This is a genomic window from Brevibacterium renqingii (assembly GCF_017808105.1).
In the GTDB taxonomy this organism is placed as follows: Bacteria; Actinomycetota; Actinomycetes; order Actinomycetales; family Brevibacteriaceae; genus Brevibacterium; species Brevibacterium renqingii.
The window spans coordinates 51,230-64,828 of sequence record NZ_JADBHF010000012.1; the positions used below are offsets into that span (position 1 = coordinate 51,230).

General features: G+C 65.1%; 15 protein-coding genes. 8 read left to right on the forward strand and 7 right to left on the reverse strand.

What is annotated here, in order from left to right:
* Positions 1 to 143: 143 nt before the first annotated feature.
* Both IHE57_RS12850 and IHE57_RS12855 read right to left on the reverse strand, forming a co-directional pair.
* The gene (locus IHE57_RS12850) at positions 144 to 746 is read right to left on the reverse strand and encodes a cyclin family protein (RefSeq protein WP_209373570.1); all 603 of its coding nucleotides are present in this window, start codon (positions 744 to 746) and stop codon (positions 144 to 146) included.
* 170 nt (positions 747 to 916) lie between these two features.
* The gene (locus IHE57_RS12855) at positions 917 to 1,504 is read right to left on the reverse strand and encodes an HhH-GPD-type base excision DNA repair protein (RefSeq protein ID WP_209373572.1); all 588 of its coding nucleotides are present in this window, start codon (positions 1,502 to 1,504) and stop codon (positions 917 to 919) included.
* A 75-nt stretch (positions 1,505 to 1,579) separates the two neighbouring features.
* Between IHE57_RS12855 and IHE57_RS12860 the strand changes: the two genes are divergently transcribed.
* The 6 genes from IHE57_RS12860 to IHE57_RS12885 all read left to right on the forward strand — a co-directional run bounded on the left by IHE57_RS12860 (position 1,580) and on the right by IHE57_RS12885 (position 6,623).
* Positions 1,580 to 1,942 carry a YchJ family protein gene (locus IHE57_RS12860; RefSeq protein ID WP_209373574.1) on the forward strand — a complete coding sequence of 121 codons (363 nt, stop codon included), beginning with the start codon at positions 1,580 to 1,582 and terminating at the stop codon, positions 1,940 to 1,942.
* 172 nt (positions 1,943 to 2,114) lie between these two features.
* A complete protein-coding gene (locus IHE57_RS12865; protein WP_209373576.1) occupies positions 2,115 to 2,588 on the forward strand; it encodes a DUF2087 domain-containing protein in 474 nt (157 codons plus the stop codon).
* Positions 2,589 to 2,647: 59 nt separating this feature from the next.
* The gene (locus IHE57_RS12870) at positions 2,648 to 3,151 is read left to right on the forward strand and encodes a phosphoribosyltransferase (RefSeq protein WP_209325020.1); all 504 of its coding nucleotides are present in this window, start codon (positions 2,648 to 2,650) and stop codon (positions 3,149 to 3,151) included.
* Between the two features lie 9 nt (positions 3,152 to 3,160).
* Positions 3,161 to 4,465: a carboxylesterase family protein gene (locus IHE57_RS12875; protein WP_209373578.1), complete on the forward strand. Its 1,305-nt coding sequence runs from the start codon at positions 3,161 to 3,163 to the stop codon at positions 4,463 to 4,465.
* Between the two features lie 76 nt (positions 4,466 to 4,541).
* A complete protein-coding gene (locus tag IHE57_RS12880; protein ID WP_209373580.1) occupies positions 4,542 to 5,651 on the forward strand; it encodes a winged helix DNA-binding domain-containing protein in 1,110 nt (369 codons plus the stop codon).
* A 12-nt stretch (positions 5,652 to 5,663) separates the two neighbouring features.
* Positions 5,664 to 6,623: a diacylglycerol/lipid kinase family protein gene (locus IHE57_RS12885; RefSeq protein ID WP_209373582.1), complete on the forward strand. Its 960-nt coding sequence runs from the start codon at positions 5,664 to 5,666 to the stop codon at positions 6,621 to 6,623.
* Here the strand turns inward: IHE57_RS12885 and pdxT are convergent.
* Both pdxT and pdxS read right to left on the reverse strand, forming a co-directional pair.
* A complete protein-coding gene (gene pdxT / locus IHE57_RS12890) occupies positions 6,514 to 7,191 on the reverse strand; it encodes a pyridoxal 5'-phosphate synthase glutaminase subunit PdxT (RefSeq protein ID WP_209373584.1) in 678 nt (225 codons plus the stop codon). The genes IHE57_RS12885 and pdxT overlap by 110 nt on opposite strands.
* On the reverse strand, positions 7,185 to 8,066 hold the full coding sequence (pdxS, locus tag IHE57_RS12895) for a pyridoxal 5'-phosphate synthase lyase subunit PdxS (RefSeq protein WP_209373586.1): 882 nt from the start codon (positions 8,064 to 8,066) through the stop codon (positions 7,185 to 7,187). Before pdxS ends, pdxT begins: the two co-directional genes overlap by 7 nt.
* A 211-nt stretch (positions 8,067 to 8,277) precedes the next feature.
* Here pdxS and IHE57_RS12900 point away from each other — a divergent pair, with 211 nt between their 5' ends.
* The gene (locus tag IHE57_RS12900; RefSeq protein ID WP_209373588.1) at positions 8,278 to 9,675 is read left to right on the forward strand and encodes an aminotransferase-like domain-containing protein; all 1,398 of its coding nucleotides are present in this window, start codon (positions 8,278 to 8,280) and stop codon (positions 9,673 to 9,675) included.
* Positions 9,672 to 10,043: a hypothetical protein gene (locus tag IHE57_RS12905; RefSeq protein WP_209325027.1), complete on the forward strand. Its 372-nt coding sequence runs from the start codon at positions 9,672 to 9,674 to the stop codon at positions 10,041 to 10,043. Before IHE57_RS12900 ends, IHE57_RS12905 begins: the two co-directional genes overlap by 4 nt.
* 89 nt (positions 10,044 to 10,132) lie before the next feature.
* Here IHE57_RS12905 and IHE57_RS12910 read toward each other — a convergent pair whose 3' ends face one another.
* The 3 genes from IHE57_RS12910 to IHE57_RS12920 all read right to left on the reverse strand — a co-directional run bounded on the left by IHE57_RS12910 (position 10,133) and on the right by IHE57_RS12920 (position 13,537).
* The gene (locus IHE57_RS12910; protein WP_209373597.1) at positions 10,133 to 10,774 is read right to left on the reverse strand and encodes a 4'-phosphopantetheinyl transferase family protein; all 642 of its coding nucleotides are present in this window, start codon (positions 10,772 to 10,774) and stop codon (positions 10,133 to 10,135) included.
* 3 nt (positions 10,775 to 10,777) lie between these two features.
* The gene (locus IHE57_RS12915) at positions 10,778 to 11,209 is read right to left on the reverse strand and encodes a LapA family protein (protein ID WP_209373599.1); all 432 of its coding nucleotides are present in this window, start codon (positions 11,207 to 11,209) and stop codon (positions 10,778 to 10,780) included.
* Between the two features lie 99 nt (positions 11,210 to 11,308).
* A complete protein-coding gene (locus IHE57_RS12920; RefSeq protein WP_209373601.1) occupies positions 11,309 to 13,537 on the reverse strand; it encodes an NADP-dependent isocitrate dehydrogenase in 2,229 nt (742 codons plus the stop codon).
* Between the last annotated feature and the right edge of the window lie 62 nt (positions 13,538 to 13,599).

The following is a 13,599-nucleotide window of genomic DNA, read 5'->3' on the forward strand; positions in this document are numbered from 1 at the left end:
CGGCGCGGGTGCTGGAGGTTTGACGACGCTGCACTCTCGCTCTTGGAGCGAGTCGCAAGCTGGCCCACGACTTGCGACAGATGGAAGGCTAGTAAACAGCATCGCTGAGAGTGCCAGCGAAGATACTGCGACAAGATGCAAACCTACTCGCACCTTTTGCTCCAAAGCTCCTGATTCGAAATTTTCCAGTGCTCATTTTGTTTGGTGGCCGTTTGCAAGATCGTTAGGCTCTGTTCGGCCTGGCTAGGCATGGGCTTTCCGACTTCAACTACAGCGTGCTCGGAATCATGTGAGCAAAAGAGTATAGATACGGAGTCGTTTTCAGACGGTTTCGAAGCAACGTTCACATTTTGAATGCGGACGTCATAGAAGTCGTACTCACCCGCCATGTACTTACCGTCGTTTTCCAAATCGGCTGCACTCTTTCGCAGAGATCGGAGCGATTTATCGCTTGCGAACACTTCGACGTCATGCATATCTTTGCCGCCGGAAGAGAACACACGATTGATCGTGGAAATGTAGCCGACAAATGCCACGAGTGCGCCGTCGACAGCTTCCTCTTCTTCAGGCGTGAGATCGAGGTCGGTCTCGTATTCGGGGATGTCGACATCGGTGGCGGCATCGGTAGGTTGGCCGCTGGGCTGCGGCTGCGGAAGCGTCGACGTCGGTGCGGCCACAGGGGAGCTATCAGCGCACCCGGCCAAGCCCACAAGCGCCATCACCGTAAAAATGGCAACAAAAGTCAAGGTCGGTCGACATAACGGTCGGGACGATCCAGTTCTCATTCCACGCCTCTGTGGTCTGCAACTGCGGTGCGGACTCGGCCGACACCCGGAATCCCTACATTATTCGACAGGAGTGCTTTTTAGAACAGGCGAAGTCGAATCTGTGGATAACTTGCGTGGAAGTGGAGATCCTACTTCTTCGCTGCCTTGGCTGCTTTCGCTGCGGCCTTCTGCTGCTTCTTGAATGCCCGAACTTCCTGCAGAGTGCCTTCATCGACCACATCGGCGATCGAGCGCCTGGCGTCCTCCGCCCCGTAGTCACCGGCTGCCTGCTGCCATCCCTCGGCAGTGAGACCGAACTGCTTGCCCAGCAGAGCGAGGAAGATCTTCGCCTTCTGATCGCCGAACCCGGGCAGCTTTTTCAAGCGCTTGAGCACCTCGGCACCGGTAGGGTCGCCGCGGGTCCAGATCGCTTCGGCCTCACCCTCGTAATCATCGACGATGGCCGCGGCCAGCTTCTGCACGCGCGTCGCCATCGACTTCGGGAAACGGTGGACGGCTGGACTGGCGGCGAAAGCGTCGAGGAAGTGATCGGGGTTCATCTCGGCGATCTCGTCGACATCGAGACGGCCCAATCGTTCGGCCAGCTTGGCAGGGCCTGCGAATGCGCTCTCCATGGTCACCTGCTGGTCGAGAAGCATCCCGATCAACAGGGCGAAACGGTCTTCCGCCAGCAGCGCATCGGCCTTCGGATCTCCGGATAGGAACACTGAGCTCATGGCTCCATACTCGCACGCAATCGCCGATCGATCATCTCCGGTTATCATCTGTCCATGATCTGTCCCTGTTCCGGAATGCCTCCGGGTACCGATTACGACCACTGCTGCCGCCCCGCACTCGACGGTGAGGTCTGGCCGGCGACTGCCGAGGCGCTCATGCGGTCACGGTACACCGCCTTCGTCCGCGGGGACGACGATCACCTCTTCCGCACCTGGCACCCCAGAACCCGTCCCGCTGACCCCGGAGCGGACCCTGGGATCGAGTGGCTCGGACTGACGATCCTCACGACCACGGACGGGGGAGCGGAGGACTCGACCGGCACAGTGCACTTCCGCGCATACTGCAGGGACCACCTCGGCGAGCAGGTGCTCGAGGAGAAATCGGCATTCGTCCGTCGCGCCGGACGATGGATGTACCTCGAAGCGCTCGAGAACTGAGACCGACTGGGTCTATACTTATCTCCGGCGCATCCAACGCCCAGCCGAGGTCGTGGTCCCAGCACATCGACCGCATGGCGAAGGGGAGAGAATCCTCGGACGAAACCGGCACGGTGTATTCCTGACCAGGTTTCGTGCTGGGGGAGACTTGGTCGTCTGGGGAAGAGGCACCATGACCAAGGACAAGGATTTCAAGAGGCTCGTGCGGTCGCGGATGACGGCTACAGGTGAGAACTTCACCTCTGCGCGGGCAGCTCTGCTCGGTTCCACCGCAGCAGAAGGAGCATCTGAGACGGATCACGCAGGAATCGACCCGCGCATCGCACGATTCCGCACCAAGACACTCGCGACCTTCATGCCAGAAGGACGGATCATCGCCATCCCGACGAAACGCAGAGCCCTCGTCGTCCTCCTCGTCGAGGTTCTGGCGGCCTTCGACGCCGACCGGATCTACAGCGAGAAGCAGGTCAATCGCGTCCTGGCCGATTTCCACCCGGACTTCGCACGGCTGCGACGCGAACTGATCGATTACCGACTGCTCGAGCGCAATTCGCACACGGGACAGTACTGGGTGAATGCGAACCCGCCGGAGCACACCGGCTCTCAGGCGCAGGAGATGGCCGGGCTCGGAGCATTTCTGCGCTGAGTCTGCGACAGCGTATCCTTGAAGCTCCGGCCAACACAGGGCAGACAGAAGGAGCATCCATGGCTTATCACGCCGATTCGACCGAACTCGACGACAAAGAGATTCTCAGTTGGGACCTGTTCGGTCAGTCGGCGCGTGAGCTGGCGCAGACGATCGCGGATTCCGACTACGATCCCGAGATCGTCATCGCCGTCGCCCGTGGAGGCCTGCTGCCTGCCGGGGCTCTCGCCTATGCCCTCGGCCTGAAGCTCTCCGATGCGATCAACGTCGAGTTCTACACCGACGTCCACGAGACTCTGCCCGATCCGATCCTGCTGGCTCCGATGCTCGACATCGATGCGATCAAGGGCAAGAAGCTGCTCGTCGTCGACGACGTGGCCGATTCCGGTCGCACCCTGGCGCTCGTCCTCGAGCTGCTGCGCAAGCACGGTGCAGAGGCCCAGTCCGCGGTCATCTACGCGAAGTCCGCGTCGATCATCGACCCCGACTTCGTATGGAAGCGCACCGACGAGTGGATCGTCTTCCCCTGGTCGGCCGAACCTCCGGTGGAACCCAGCAAGTAAGCGGTCCAGATGGAGCAGGGAACTCAGGACATCCTTGCCCCGTGCGGACGTGTCCGCGCCTATGAGGCCGACGATGTGATCCGTGCACGGGGGATCCGCTATGCCCGCGCCGAGCGGTTCCGCCCGCCGGTCGACGAACCACCCGTGGAATTCATCGACGGCCGCAGCCCCGGCCCCGCGAGCCCGCAGCTGCGTCGCGACCCGAACGCAGGAATGACCTTCGATCAGCTCGGTGGTCTGCCCATCAGCGAGGACTGCCTGCGCCTGAGCGTGACGATGCCGAAGGGCACCGACCCCGAGGCGAAGCTTCCAGTCCTCGTGTGGATCCACGGCGGTGCCTATGTCGCCGGTGCCGGGGACGCGGAGATCTACGATTCGCACACTCTGGCGGCCGAACAGAACATCATCGTCGTATCGATCACCTACCGCCTCGGCGTACTGGGCTACCTCGGCACGGGCAGACCCGAACATTCGAACCTCGGTGTGCTCGACCAGATCTCGGCGCTGCGCTGGGTGCAGACCAACATCTCCTCCTTCGGCGGGGATCCGGACAACGTCACTATCGCCGGTCAGAGCGCCGGTGCCGACGCCTGCGCCCACCTGATGATCGCCGAAGGCACCGCAGGCCTGTTCCACCGTGTGCTCTTGGCCTCTGCCCCCTTCGGACTGGCCGGTGGCACGGACGCGATGAACTGGGCGATGGCGAGGGTTGCGCAGAAGATCGACCCCGCGGCGAGCATCGACGAGATCCTCGCAGCGCAGGAGGAAGTCCACAGAGCCGCCCTCGTCGGAGGCCTGCACGCCGGCATGTGCTTCGGCGTCCATTACGGGAAGCGACCTCTGCCGACACGGTCGGAGGCGGCCACCGCCTGGGTCGAGGCCGCGCCGAAATACGATGTGCTCATGACCCGCACCGAGCGCGAGATCGCCTTCTTCGCGGGTTTCGTCCCGGCTCTGCGTCGCCTCCACGAGCGGGCTCTGACCTCGCCCATGCTCGAATCGCTCATCTCCGGACTCACCTCGGCCGTTTATACGCGAGCGGGGAAGGAGTTCTACGACCGGCACCGCATGTCCGGCGGCCAGGGAGCACGCCTGCTCATCGTATCCCGCGGTGACGGCAGCTTCTTCGACGCCGCGCATTCGGGAGACCTGCCGCTGCTCTTCCCTGGCGAGATCTGGCATGACTCCTTCCTCGACTACGGTGAGACCACCGCCGTCGCCGGACCCGAACTGCGCCGGATCTGGGGCCGCTTCGCGACTTCCGGCACTCTGCCGAGGGTGCCTGTGCCCGGTCTCATCGACATCATGGGCTGAGCAAGCCGGCCCCACGCCTCCACGAACGTCGGATTCTCACAATCGTCGTGTCACCCTCGTCGACTATCTTTGAGCCATGGACACACATCAGGTCTCTGCGGCCCGACTGATCTCCCAAGGACTGGTCGGCCCCTCACCCCCGTCGCCGACCGGGACGAAGCTGTCCGCGGCCGGTGCGATCGTCGAGCACCTCGGATGCCTCCAGGCGCAGGCTCTCGGTGGGGCGCTGACCTCGGTTGCGCTGCGACTCGGGATCGGTGGGTCGGCGGGCAGTGCTGCGGTGAGAGCCGCCGTCGACGCCGGCGAGATTGTGCGCTCCTGGACTCAGCGTGGCACGATTCATCTGACCACAGCCAAGGACCTCGGTTGGATCCTCGGCCTGACAGGGCCACGGACGATGAAGTCCACGGCGACGCGGCGCGAGTTCTTCGGCATCACCGACGCCATGCTCGAATCGGCGGCCGAACTGGCCGCCGAGGCGATCCGAGAACGTGGTCCGCTGACCCGGGAGGAGCTGCTCGAATCCTTCGCATCCCTGGGCGCCGGCAGCGAGTACGGGCCTGCCCGCTACCTCATCACCTCCTTGGCGCTGAGCAACCTCATCGTGCAGGCACCCATGATCGATGGCAAGGACGATATGAAGTACGTCCTCACCGCCGACTGGGTGCCCCGGCCCACACAGCTCGACGCCGAGGCGGCGCTGCACGAATGGATGAGACGCTACGTGCTCAGCCACGGTCCAGTGACCATCGAGGACGCGGCACGGTGGACGGGACTGCCGAAGACCGGGATCAGAAAGGCGATGGACGCCGCCGTCGACGCCGGCGAGATCATGAGCGCGAGGATCGGCGACATCGAGTGCTTTCAGGCGCCGGATCTCGACGATCGTCTGAGCGAATGGGAAGCAGACGCCGCCGAGACTCTGCTGCTGCCGGGATTCGATGAGATGATCCTCGGCTACAAGGACCGCAGCGCCACACTCGACCCCGACGACGAGAAAGCCGTCGTCCCCGGTGGCAACGGGATGTTCAAGAACACCGTCATCTCCGGCGGCCGGGTCCGCGGGACGTGGAAGCGCTCACCCCGCAAGACCGGGCCACGCGTCATCGTCGAAGTCTTCCCCGGCCAGTCGATCGACGCCGAGGCCGTCGAAGCCGCCGCCGCGACGCATCCGGCTTTCAGCTGAGAGAGTGGGACCGTGGAGGACAGAGCCGAACGGCTGCGAGCGACGACGAACGTCGGGATCATAATCAACCCCAAGCACGCGGCCACGAACCGTGCCTACTCGACCCTGACAGAGGCGCTGCGGGATCGTCGCGTGGCCTACCGGACCATGACGACGACTGCCGCTCGCGGCGGACGGTGGCAGGCCGAACAGCTGGTGGACTGGGGCGCGAAGGTCGTGATCATCCTCGGAGGCGACGGCACGATCCGAGCCGCCGCACCGCCCCTCGCAGGTGCCGGGATCCTCGTGCTCCTGGTGCCGACGGGCACCGCGAACGTTCTCAGCCGACACGTGGGCATCAGTTCGACGCGGCAGGCGGTCGAGCACTGCCTGCACACTCTCCGGAACGCGGCCGACGGTGTCCGGATGCACAGCCGCGGCATTCCGCTCAATACCGCCGAGGCCCGGCTAGCCGACGGGAGGTGGCAGCAGACGGTCTTCCTCTGCCTGGCCGGAATCGGCGGAGACGCACGGGCTGTGGCCCGACATCACCTCGCACCGGGGCTGCTCGGCTACGCCTGGGGCGCGGCCAGGGCTCTCTTCGCCCAGGGCTTCAACCTGGACGACACCGATCGGACCGCCAGCGAGCCGGTGTGGTCCGTCATGGCCTCGAAAGTGCCCCGTCCAGCCGGGCCCGTCTCCGTCTTCCCCGCCGCACGCATCGACGGCGCCGAGTTCTCCGAGCTCATCGTCGGCCCGCTCCCGCACGGCCGAGCACAGCTCATCCGTGCCTGGGCCGGCATCGCCGCCGCATGCCTGCAGAGCCGGCCGGAGGCGCATCCGCTCATGCACTATCGCAGCACCACCGCAGTGACCGCCCGGCTTAAGACCCCGGCACCGGCACAGCTGGACGGAGACGTCCTCGGAGACTGCCTCGAGCTGCGCCTGAGCGTGGGAGAACAGCAGCTGCTGGTGTCGTCACCGTCGCCGTGACGTTGCGGAGGAATTCGGCGTGGATCCGCAGGTCCCCGCCCAACTCAGGATGGAAGCTTGCGCCCCACACGTTGCCCTGCCGTACGAACACGGGCCTGTCCTCGTGCCGGGCGAGCACCTCGGTGCCGGGCGCGAAATCGATGATCTGCGGAGCCCGGATGAAGGTGCCCTTGAAGGAACTGTCGCAGCCTTCGACGCTCAGACCTGCGGTGAAGGACTCACCCTGCCGACCGTAGGCATTGCGTGCGACGGTGATATCGAGACCGCCGAGGCGCTCATAGCCGCCCAGCGAATCATCGCTGAGCCGATCGGCCAGGAGGATGAGCCCGGCGCAGGTGCCGAAGACCGGAAGACCATGTGCGATGCGCTCGCGCAGATGAGCGAAGAGATCGGTGCCGGAGGCGATGCGCACCATAGCTGTCGACTCACCGCCGGGCAGGACGATTGCGTCGAGGCCATCCAGATGCTGCGGGCGGGTGACCTTGCGGGCTTCGGCCCCCAGGGAGCCGAGCATGAGCAGATGCTCACGGAAGGCTCCCTGGAGGGCGAGGACGCCGACTCTCACCATCCGCGTTCGGCCAGGCGGTGGGGTGCGGGCACATCGGCGACGTTGATGCCGACCATCGCATCACCGAGTCCTCTTGAGGCCTTGGCCACGGCCGTCGCGTCATCGAAGTGGGTGGTGGCCTCGACGATGGCCTTCGCTCGGGCCTCCGGATTGCCGGACTTGAAGATGCCGGAGCCGACGAACACTCCGTCGGCACCGAGCTGCATCATCATCGCCGCATCGGCCGGAGTCGCGATACCACCGGCGACGAAGGTCACCACGGGGAGACGGCCGAGACTCGCGACCTGTTTGACGAGGTGGTAGGGGGCGGCGATCTCCTTGGCGGCGACATAGAGCTCGTCCTCGCTCTTGGCAGTCAGCGCACGGATCTCAGCATTGATGGTCCGCAGGTGCCGCATCGCCTCGGAGACGTCGCCGGTGCCGGCTTCGCCCTTCGACCGGATCATCGAGGCGCCTTCGGTGATGCGGCGCAGGGCCTCGCCGAGGTTAGTGGCTCCGCAGACGAAAGGCACTTGGAAGACGGACTTGTCGATGTGGTTGACGTAGTCGGCGGGGGAGAGGACCTCGGATTCGTCGATGTAATCGACGCCGAGCGTCTCGAGGATCTGAGCTTCGACGAAGTGCCCGATGCGGGCCTTGGCCATGACCGGAATGGAGACGGCCCCGACGATCGAATCGATGAGATCGGGATCGCTCATGCGGGCGACTCCGCCTTGGGCGCGGATGTCTGCGGGAACGCGTTCGAGAGCCATCACGGCGGAGGCTCCTGCGGCTTCGGCGATGCGGGCCTGCTCCTCGGTGACGACGTCCATGATGACGCCGCCTTTGAACATCTGTGCCAGTCCGGTGTTGAGCAGGGTCTGTGTCTCGGTCATTGGGGTGTTCGTCCATTCACTGTCGGAGTCGATCCGGGTCGACCATGCGGACAGAGCCGAGTCGCCTAGGACATCTGTCGGGTCGGGATCGTTGGTCTTCGGGGTGAACGGCCGTTCCCCATCAGCCTAGACCTCAGGGTGGCTCATTCGGAGGGCCAGAAATATGTCGATATTTTAGGCCAGATCGATGTGACGGCTCTATCATCGGATCATGGAACCCACCACAGGCCGGGGACGAGACATTCAGACAGATGGTGTCGCGCTGCCTCTCACGGTCGACAGACAACTGCCGACTCCGCTGCCCGATCAGCTCACGCAGGGCCTGCGCCGGCTCATCGCCGAAGGGAGTCTGCTGCCCGGCGATGCTGTGCCCTCGAGCCGCCGTCTGGCTGTCCACCTCGGGATCTCCCGCGGCAGCGTGGAGTCCGCCTATGCGCAGCTCGGCGTCGAAGGGTTCCTCGTCAGTGCCGAACGTTCGGCGACGCGGATCAATCCGGAGCTGCCCGCCACGGCCCGGGGTCTGCGGGCCCGGCCTCAGGTCCCCGCCTCGCCGAGGCGGCGCCTGCGCAACTATGTCGACCTGCGTCCCGGCTTCGGCGGTGACGACCCTCTGCGGGAGCCTGCTTTCCGCCGGGCCTGGCGGGAATCACTCGATCTCGACCCCGGGCCGATCGATCCGCTGGGCCAGCCGGGAGCCCGGTGGGCCATCGCCGACTACCTCCGATTGGCCCGTGGAATGGCGGTCGACCCGGACGAGATCATCCTCACCAGTGGCTCCCGTGACGGACTGCGACTGCTGCTGAGCAGCGGCCTCGACGGGGCCATCGCCGTGGAGAATCCCGGCTTTCCCGGTCTGCGGCAGGCGATGACGGACCAGCGGCTCGTTCCGCTCGACATCGTCGACGAATCCGGAGCAGCCGGGGTGGGGACAGCCGTCGTGACACCCAATCACCAGTTCCCGCACGGGACGCCGATGCCCGTCGACCACAGGGTGAGGCTCCTCGAGTGGGCGGCACGCAAGGACGTCATCCTCGTCGAGGACGACTATGACAGCGAAGCGCGATTCACTCGCACCGTGCTGCCCACGCTCTACGAGCTGGCCTCGTCGACGGGCAGCAGTGCACAGGTCGTTCACATCGGCACGTTCTCCGCCCTCCTGACCTCAGCCGTGTCGACGGGCTACCTGATCACACACGGGGAGACCTCCGCGCGTCTGATGCAGATGCGGACCGCACTCGGGCCGGCGTTCTCTCCGATTCTGCAGATGGCCATCGGCTCCTATCTCGGCTCCGGGGGACTGCGGCGGCGCATCGCCCGCGGCCGGCGCCGACTGAAAGCCGCCGAGGATGTGGTCGCCGCAGCCGGACCGATCCCCGGGCTGGTCCATGAGGGGCGCACCCTCGTCATCGAAACCTCGCAGAGCGAGGCGGAGAATCTGCTGCGGGAACTGGCCGATCGCGGGATCCTTGTCGCCTCCCTGGCACGCGGCTGGACCGGCGGGGAACAGATCCGCCACGGACTCGTCATCGCCCATTCGAACGTCGAGGCGCCGGTGCTGCGGAGGGCGCTGGCCACCCTGCAGACGCTGTTGAGTAGGATTCAGACATGACGAAGTCCGGATTCACCGTCGACGGCATCATCAAGCTGTTCCTCGCCGTCGTCGGGGTCGTGTCCCTTTCCGCTCTCGAGGCATTCTTCCTTGCCCCGCGCTGGTTGGTCATCACCGCTCTCGTGCTGCTCTTCCTCAGCGCTGCCACCCAGATCTCCTACGCCGTTCGCAAGGGTGAGAAGCGCTTCCTGAAGTACCCGATGCTCTTCGACGGCCTGCTCGTCGTCGTCGCCGTCGTCGGCATCATCCTCGCGCTTGTGGGCAATCCGGCCGCTGCGTGGGTTCTCTTCGGTGCGGTGGCGCTGGGATCATTGGGCATCGCGGTGGTCTTCACCACCGGCGAGAACGGTCCTCAGTTCAGCGACTGAAGCAACAGCGACTGGAGCAACAGCGGCTGAAAGCTGACAGCCGGCCGCCGCCACGGCGGAGAGGAGCCTGGGCCCCGGCATCGTCGGCCTCAGCGATTGAATGCGATCGCGGCGAAATGACCGGATGGGATCCCGGACTCGAGATCGTGGATGTCGACGTCCGGGTGCGCTGATTCGGGCTCCGGGCCGGTCCCGACGTAGTCCATTCCCGGGTCCCGTGCCAGGCCGGTGCTCAACGCCCGGAGGAACGCCTCCTTGCGGGCCCACAGCCGGGCGAACTCAGCAGCCAGCTCGGCTTCGGGAAGGGCTTCGAGCTCGGTGCGTTCACGCGGATGCACGAGCTGGAGGGCCTCGGCGGCCACCGCAGGGTCGGGCGCGGCCTCGATGTCGAGGCCGACCGGATCCTCGGCGACGGCGACGAGGACGAGTCTGCGGGAGCGGGAGACGGAGAACTCACAGTCATCGTTGCGCGGCTTGCCCGCCGAATCGAGGCGGATCTCGATGCCGGCAGGGTCTCGGTCGAGGTGAGCCCCGAGTACGTGCCTGAGGACGACGCGACCGGCCGACCAGGTGGCGGCTTCGGCGTCGAACTCGTGTGCGTAGTTGCGTTCCTGTTCGGTGAGCACGGAATCGTCCTCACGTGCCCAGGCCGCCTCGGCGGCGGTGTCGGCGAGGACGAGAGCGGCGGGCAGGTCGGTCGGCAGTTCAGTGAAGCTGGGGTGGAACGCCATGGATCAGCGGCCGAGAGCCTTGTGGATCTTCTTCAGCCTGCGATTGAGCACGAAGATCCGCACGGAGCCGATCAGCCCGGCGATGAGGATGCCGCCGATCGCGGCGAAGAGCATGGCCACTCCCAGCGGCAGCTCGAACTGCCAGCCGAAGTACTGGAACTGGGCGGGCACGTTGTTCTGGAGGATGAAGATGAGGAGCAGGACGACGATGATCGCTCCGATGATGAGCGAGGCCCACATGCCCGCGGACATGCCCGTTCCGCCCTTCGTCGAGGGCAGGTCGTCGGTGTGAGCTGCCGGAGGCTGCGTCTGCTCGTGAGGTTCGATCTCGCGAGTCTCGCCGGTCGTGGGAGCCTCGTCCCCGAGCACGGAATCGGTTTCGGCCAGGAGCTCGTCGGGCGTCTGGGATTCGCCGCGGGGGTCTTGAGTACTCATGCGCCCCATCATAACCGCTGATGGGGCGCATGAGTCGGGTGGTGAGGCAAGTGTTCGGGGACCGTTGCCCGGCATGCTCACACCGTGTCGATCATGAGATCAGACGTTTGCACTCAGTGAGGAGATGACCTCGTTGAGCGTGGCCGAGGGGCGCATCGCCGCGGAGATCTTCTCCTCGTCCGGGTAGTAGTAGCCGCCCAGTTCCACGGGGCTGCCCTGGACTTCGAGGAGTTCGGACGCGATGGTCTCCTCCTTCTCGGTCAGGGACTTCGCGACCGGTCCGATGGCCTCGGCGAGGGCCTCATCGGCGGTCTGCTCGGCCAGGTTCTGTGCCCAGTAGAGGGCGAGGTAGAAGTGGCTGCCACGATTGTCGATCTCGCCGACCTTGCGTGAGGGCGACTTGTTCTCCTCGAGGAACCGGCCGGTGGCGGCGTCGAGGGTGTCGGCGAGGACGCCGGCGCGTTCGTTGCCGTGGACGTTGAACTCGTGACGGAAGGACTCGGCCAGTGCGAGGAACTCGCCGAGGGAGTCCCAGCGCAGGTGGTTCTCCTCGACGAGCTGCTGGACGTGCTTCGGCGCCGATCCGCCGGCACCGGTCTCGAACAGCCCGCCGCCCGCGATGAGCGGAACGACCGAGAGCATCTTCGCCGAGGTTCCGAGCTCGAGGATCGGGAACAGGTCGGTGTTGTAGTCGCGGAGCACGTTGCCGGTCACCGAGATGGTGTCCTTGCCCTCACGCATGCGGTCGATGGAGAACTGGGTGGCCTCCACCGGATTCATGATGCGGATGTCCAGGCCCTCGGTGTCGTGGTCCTTGAGGTATTCCTCGACCTTCGCCCGGATGTTGCGGTCGTGCGCGCGGGTCTCGTCGAGCCAGAACACGGCTGGGGTGTCCGAGAGACGGGCGCGGGTGACGGCGAGCTTGACCCAGTCGCGGACGGGGATGTCCTTGGTCTGGCAGGCACGCCAGATGTCACCGGCGGCGACATCGTGACTCATCAGCACCTCTCCGGACGAGTCGACGACCTCGACGACACCGGCTTCGGCGATCTCGAAGGTCTTGTCGTGGCTGCCGTATTCCTCGGCCTTCTGCGCCATGAGGCCGACATTGGGCACGGTGCCCATCGTGCGCGGATCGAATGCGCCCTTGGCCTTGCAGTCCTCGATGACGGTCTGGTAGACGCCGGCGTAGGAGGAGTCGGGGATGACGGCCAGGGTGTCCTGGGTCTGATCGTCCTTGTTCCACATCTTGCCGCCGACGCGGATCATCGCGGGCATGGAGGCGTCGACGATGACGTCGGAGGGAACGTGGAGGTTCGTGATGCCCTTGTGGGAGTTGACCATGGCCAGGTCCGGGCCGTCTGCCAGGCCCTTCTCGATTCCTGCCTTGATACCGGCTGCTGCCTCGGCGGGCAGGGACTCGAGTCCGGCGAGGATGGCCGCCAGCCCGTTATCGGAGGTCAGACCCGCCTCGGCGAGGACACCACCGTATTCGGCGAAGACATCGGGGAAGAAGGCCTCGATGACCTTGCCGAAGAGGATGGGATCGGAGACCTTCATCATCGTGGCCTTGAGATGGACGGAGAAGAGGACGCCATCGGCCTTGGCCTGGGCGATCTGGTCTTTGACGAATGCATCCAGGGCTGCGGCGTTCATCTTCGTCGCATCGACGATCTCACCGGCGAGGACGGGCAGGGATTCCTTGAGGACGGTGGTCTCACCGGCCGCGGTGCGCAGACGGATCGTCAGCGTGTCGTCGGACTCGAGGACGACGGACTTCTCGTTGTCGCGGAAGTCATCGGAGCCCATGGTCGCGACCCTGGTCTTCGAGTCCCGGGACCATTCGCCCATGGAGTGCGGGTGCGCCTTGGCGAAGTTCTTCACAGCCTCGGGAGCGCGACGATCGGAGTTGCCCTCGCGCAGAACCGGGTTGACGGCCGAACCCTTGACCTTGTCGTAGCGTGCTCGGACGTCCTTCTCCTCATCGGTCGAAGGCTCTTCCGGGTAGTCGGGCAGATCATAGCCCTGCGACTGCAGCTCGGCGATAGTGGCCTTGAGCTGAGGCACGGAGGCCGAGATGTTGGGCAGCTTGATGATGTTCGCGTCCGGAGTCTGGGCGAGAGCGCCCAGCTCGGCCAGGGCGTCGTCGACCTGCTGGTCTTCGGGGAGGCGGTCACTGAACTGCGCCAACACGCGCGCGGCGAGGGAGATGTCGCGAGTCTCGACCTCGACGCCGGCCGAGGTGGCGAAGGCTTCGATGATCGGTTTGAGCGAGTATGTCGCCAGAAGCGGCGCTTCATCCGTGCGCGTGTAAATGATTTTAGCCATAGTGATGGACTACTCCGCATCTTCTTGGGGTTTGTCAACGCCATCTTACCTTCACGACGATT

Bases quoted from the DNA above. Each gene is read 5' to 3' on its own strand.
- IHE57_RS12910 (WP_209373597.1), bottom strand. From the start codon at position 10,774: ATGGCGTTCCACCCCAGCTTCACTGAACTGCCGACCGACCTGCCCGCC.
- IHE57_RS12870 (WP_209325020.1), top strand. From the start codon at position 2,648: ATGGCTTATCACGCCGATTCGACCGAACTCGACGACAAAGAGATTCTC.
- IHE57_RS12900 (WP_209373588.1), top strand. From the start codon at position 8,278: ATGGAACCCACCACAGGCCGGGGACGAGACATTCAGACAGATGGTGTC.
- IHE57_RS12920 (WP_209373601.1), bottom strand. From the start codon at position 13,537: ATGGCTAAAATCATTTACACGCGCACGGATGAAGCGCCGCTTCTGGCG.
- IHE57_RS12855 (WP_209373572.1), bottom strand. From the start codon at position 1,504: ATGAGCTCAGTGTTCCTATCCGGAGATCCGAAGGCCGATGCGCTGCTG.
- IHE57_RS12865 (WP_209373576.1), top strand. From the start codon at position 2,115: ATGACCAAGGACAAGGATTTCAAGAGGCTCGTGCGGTCGCGGATGACG.
- IHE57_RS12880 (WP_209373580.1), top strand. From the start codon at position 4,542: ATGGACACACATCAGGTCTCTGCGGCCCGACTGATCTCCCAAGGACTG.
- IHE57_RS12875 (WP_209373578.1), top strand. From the start codon at position 3,161: ATGGAGCAGGGAACTCAGGACATCCTTGCCCCGTGCGGACGTGTCCGC.
- IHE57_RS12860 (WP_209373574.1), top strand. From the start codon at position 1,580: ATGCCTCCGGGTACCGATTACGACCACTGCTGCCGCCCCGCACTCGAC.
- IHE57_RS12915 (WP_209373599.1), bottom strand. From the start codon at position 11,209: ATGAGTACTCAAGACCCCCGCGGCGAATCCCAGACGCCCGACGAGCTC.
- pdxT (WP_209373584.1), bottom strand. From the start codon at position 7,191: ATGGTGAGAGTCGGCGTCCTCGCCCTCCAGGGAGCCTTCCGTGAGCAT.
- pdxS (WP_209373586.1), bottom strand. From the start codon at position 8,066: ATGACCGAGACACAGACCCTGCTCAACACCGGACTGGCACAGATGTTC.
- IHE57_RS12905 (WP_209325027.1), top strand. From the start codon at position 9,672: ATGACGAAGTCCGGATTCACCGTCGACGGCATCATCAAGCTGTTCCTC.